The following is a 4,307-nucleotide window of genomic DNA, read 5'->3' as shown; positions in this document are numbered from 1 at the left end:
TCTCGACGAGTGCCGTGCCGTTGTGCTCGGAGGCCTGGCGGAGCACCTCGGTGAGGTGCTTGCGGTCGGAGTCGACCGTGCGGGCCACGAAGCTCGCCTCCGCGCCCAGGGCCAGCGACACCGGGTTGAAGGGGGCGTCGAGCGAGCCCATCGGGGTCGACTTGGTGATCTTGCCGACCTCGGAGGTGGGGCTGTACTGGCCCTTGGTCAGCCCGTAGATCCGGTTGTTGAAGAGCAGGATCTTCAGGTTGACGTTGCGGCGCAGGGCGTGGATGAGGTGGTTGCCGCCGATGGACAGCGCGTCGCCGTCGCCCGTGACCACCCACACCGACAGGTCGCGGCGCGAGGTGGCGAGACCGGTGGCGATGGCCGGGGCGCGGCCGTGGATGGAGTGCATCCCGTAGGTGTTCATGTAGTACGGGAAGCGGGAGGAGCAGCCGATGCCGGAGACGAAGACGATGTTCTCCTTCGCCAGTCCGAGCTCGGGCATGAAGCCCTGCACGGCGGCGAGGACCGCGTAGTCACCGCAGCCCGGGCACCAGCGGACCTCCTGGTCGGACTTGAAGTCCTTCATGGACTGCGCGGCCTCGGCCTTCGGCACCAGGTGCAGCAGGGACTCAGGCATCGATGACCTCCTTGAGGGCGGCGGCGAGCTGCTCGGCCTTGAACGGCATGCCGTTGACCTGGGTGTGGCTGCGGGCGTCGACGAGGTACTTCGCCCGGACGAGGGTGGCGAGCTGGCCGAGGTTCATCTCGGGGATCACGACCTTCTCGTACCGCTTCAGCACCTCGCCGAGGTTCTTCGGGAAGGGGTTGAGGTGGCGCAGGTGGGCCTGGGCGATCGGGCTGCCGTCGCGCCGCAGCCGGCGGACGGCCGCCGTGATCGGCCCGTAGGTGGAGCCCCAGCCCAGGACCAGGGTGCTCGCGCCGTCCGGGTCGTCGACCTCGACGTCCGGGACCTCGATGCCGTCGATCTTGGCCTGGCGGGTGCGGACCATGAACTCGTGGTTCGCGGGGTCGTACGAGATGTTGCCGGTGCCGTCCTGCTTCTCGATGCCGCCGATGCGGTGCTCCAGGCCGGGGGTGCCGGGCACGGCCCAGGGGCGGGCGAGGGTCTCGGGGTCGCGCTTGTACGGCCAGAAGACCTCGGTGCCGTCGGCGAGGGCGTGGTTCGGGCCGGTGGCGAAGGGCGTCTTCAGGTCGGGGAGCTCGTCGACCTCGGGGATGCGCCAGGGCTCGGAGCCGTTGGCCAGGTAGCCGTCGGAGAGCAGGAAGACGGGCGTGCGGTACGTGAGCGCGATGCGGGCGGCGTCGAGGGCCGCGTCGAAGCAGTCGGCGGGCGTCCTCGGGGCCACGACCGGCACCGGCGCCTCGCCGTTGCGGCCGTACATGGCCTGGAGGAGGTCGGCCTGCTCGGTCTTGGTGGGCAGACCGGTGGACGGGCCGCCGCGCTGGATGTCGACGACCAGCAGCGGCAGCTCCAGGGAGACGGCCAGGCCGATGGTCTCGGACTTGAGCGCCACACCGGGGCCGCTCGTCGTCGTCACGGCGAGGGAGCCGCCGAAGGCGGCGCCCAGCGCGGCCCCGATGCCGGCGATCTCGTCCTCCGCCTGGAACGTCCGCACGCCGAAGTTCTTGTGCTTCGACAGTTCGTGCAGGATGTCCGAGGCCGGGGTGATCGGGTACGAGCCGAGGTAGAGCGGCAGGTCGGCCTGGCGGCCGGCGGCGATCAGGCCGTACGAGAGGGCCAGGTTCCCCGAGATGTTCCGGTACGTGCCGGTGGGGAAGGCCCGGGTCGCGGGGGCGACCTCGTACGAGACGGCGAAGTCCTCGGTGGTCTCGCCGAAGTTCCAGCCGGCCCGGAAGGCGGCCACGTTGGCCTCGGCGATCTCCGGCTTCTTCGCGAACTTCTGGCGCAGGAAGGTCTCGGTGCCCTCGGTCGGGCGGTGGTACATCCAGGAGAGCAGCCCGAGCGCGAACATGTTCTTGCTCCGCTCGGCCTCCTTCCGGGACAGGCCGAAGTCCTTGAGCGCCTCCAGGGTCAGCGTCGTCAGCGGCACGGGGTGCACCCGGTAGCCGTCGAGCGAGCCGTCCTCCAGGGGCGAGGTCGCGTACCCGACCTTGGCCATCGCCCGCTTCGCGAACTCGTCGGTGTTGACGATGACCTCTCCGCCGCGCGGCACGTCCCCGATGTTCGCCTTGAGGGCGGCGGGGTTCATCGCGACCAGCACGTTCGGGGCGTCGCCCGGGGTCAGGATGTCGTGGTCGGCGAAATGCAGCTGGAAGGACGACACGCCCGGCAGGGTCCCGGCGGGCGCCCGGATCTCGGCCGGGAAGTTCGGCAGCGTGGAGAGGTCGTTCCCGAAGGACGCCGTCTCCGAGGTGAAGCGGTCACCCGTCAGCTGCATGCCGTCACCGGAGTCACCCGCGAAGCGGATGATCACCCGGTCGAGCCGGCGCACTTCCTTCTCGGTGCCGTGGTGGGGCTTCGCCGGGGCGCTGCGCTGCTCCCCGACCAGGGCCTCACCGGCCTCGCTACTGACCTGGCTGGTCACTGAACTGGACCTCCCTCGCGGCAAGGGGACTCTCCGCCGGAGGCGGGGAGAAGGCTCGGGGCGCGGCCGGTGATCATCGTGGGGAGATCACCTTCCGTCCCGAGGCCCACCCTACGACGGTAAGGGGGCCCTTCCCGGGACTTCTCACATCATGAACCTCTTTTTGAGACGCCCTCTTGTCTTGAATTGTCACGTTCTGTCGCTACCCGGAGGTTCCGGAAAGTCGGATTCCGCCTCATCCTTTGGACCTGGGGCCCAGAGCCAGGCTATCTGACAGGGTGTCAGACGATCAGGACTTCAGGTACGTCAACACCGCGAGTACCCGGCGGTGATCACCGTCACTCGGGGAGAGGCCCAGCTTCAGGAAGATATTGCTGATGTGCTTCTCCACCGCGCCGTCGCTCACGACCAGCGCCTTCGCGATCGCCGAGTTCGTCCGGCCCTCCGCCATCAGACCGAGGACCTCCCGCTCGCGCGGGGTCAGGTTCGCCAGCACGTCCTGCTGACGGCTCCGGCCCAGCAGCTGCTGCACGACCTCGGGGTCGAGCGCCGTACCGCCCCCGGCCACCCGGACGACGGCGTCCACGAACTCCCGGACCTCCGCGACCCGGTCCTTCAGGAGATAGCCCACGCCCCGGCTGGACCCGGCCAGGAGTTCGGTGGCGTACTGCTCCTCCACGTACTGCGACAGCACCAGGACCCCGAGCCCCGGATACTCCTTGCGCAGCCGCACCGCCGCCCGCACGCCCTCGTCGGTGTGCGTCGGCGGCATCCGCACGTCGGCGACGACGACGTCCGGCAGCGCCCCCTCGTCCGCGAGCCCGGCCACCGTCTCCACCAGCGCCTCGCCGTCCCCGACCCCGGCGACGACCTCGTGCCCCAGATCCGTCAGGAGCCGGGTCAGTCCCTCCCTGAGCAGGACGGAATCCTCGGCGATGACCACCCGTACCCGCCCCGACACGTCTCGCACGCTCACGCCCTGCAGCCCCCATGCTCCGGTCATCCGATGAGACCTTCAGCATGGCACCCGGCCCCGCCCTCCCGCGCCCGACCCTCACCGCCCGCCGGACACCCCCTAGGGCGCGGCCGTCCCCGGCCTAGGGGGTGTCCGGCGGATCAGGGTCGGACAGGCCCTAAGCCCGCCAGGGCAGTTCCACCGTCACCGTCGTCGGCCCGCCCCCCGGCGAGTCCACCGCCAGCACCCCGTCCACCGCCCCCGCCCGGACCGAGAGGTCCGCGAGACCGCCGCCGGCCTCCACGCGCGCGCCCCCCGCCCCGTCGTCCCGCACCTGGAGCATCAGCCGGTCCTCCGTGCGCCACACGTCCACCCACGCCCGCCGCGCGCCCGAGTGGCGGGAGACGTTCCGCAGGAGCTCCGAGGCCGTGAAGTACGCGATGCCCTCGATCGCCGGCGCCGGCCGGCCCGGCAGGTCCACGTCCACGGAGACGGGGACCGCGCACCGGGAGGCCACCGCCGACAGCGCCGCGTCGAGCCCCCGGTCGGTGAGGACCGCCGGGTGGATGCCCCGGGCGAGGTCCCGCAGCTCCTGGAGGGCGAGCTTCACCTCGCCGTGCGCCTCGTCGACGAGTACCGCCGCCGCCTGCGGGTCCCGCGCCAGCTTCTCCTTGGCGAGCCCCAGGTCCATGGCGAGCGCGGCGAGCCGGGCCTGCGCGCCGTCGTGCAGGTCGCGCTCGATGCGCCGCAGGTCGGCGGCGGCGGTGTCGACGACCACGCCCCGGTCCGACTCCAGC

At 71.3% G+C, this 4,307-nt stretch carries 4 protein-coding genes; all 4 read right to left on the bottom strand.

What is annotated here, in order from left to right:
* Positions 1-625, bottom strand: a 625-nt coding sequence (locus tag ABZ318_RS39160; protein ID WP_356907182.1) for a 2-oxoacid:ferredoxin oxidoreductase subunit beta, incomplete at its 3' end; no start/stop codon positions are given.
* Positions 618-2,555, bottom strand: coding sequence for a 2-oxoacid:acceptor oxidoreductase subunit alpha (locus tag ABZ318_RS39155; RefSeq protein ID WP_356907181.1), 1,938 nt, complete (start codon positions 2,553-2,555; stop codon positions 618-620). The genes ABZ318_RS39155 and ABZ318_RS39160, both read right to left, overlap by 8 nt.
* 289 nt (positions 2,556-2,844) lie before the next feature.
* Positions 2,845-3,525, bottom strand: a complete 681-nt coding sequence (locus tag ABZ318_RS39150) for a response regulator transcription factor (RefSeq protein ID WP_356907183.1) — start codon at positions 3,523-3,525, stop codon at positions 2,845-2,847.
* A gap of 163 nt (positions 3,526-3,688) precedes the next feature.
* Positions 3,689-4,307: histidine kinase (locus ABZ318_RS39145; protein ID WP_356907180.1), on the bottom strand; the 619-nt coding region annotated here is incomplete at its 5' end.

The organism is Streptomyces sp. NPDC006197, from assembly GCF_040613865.1.
Taxonomy (GTDB): Bacteria; Actinomycetota; Actinomycetes; order Streptomycetales; family Streptomycetaceae; genus Streptomyces.
Note: the sequence above shows the minus strand (reverse complement) of the source record. Positions and strands in the feature narration are given on the sequence as shown.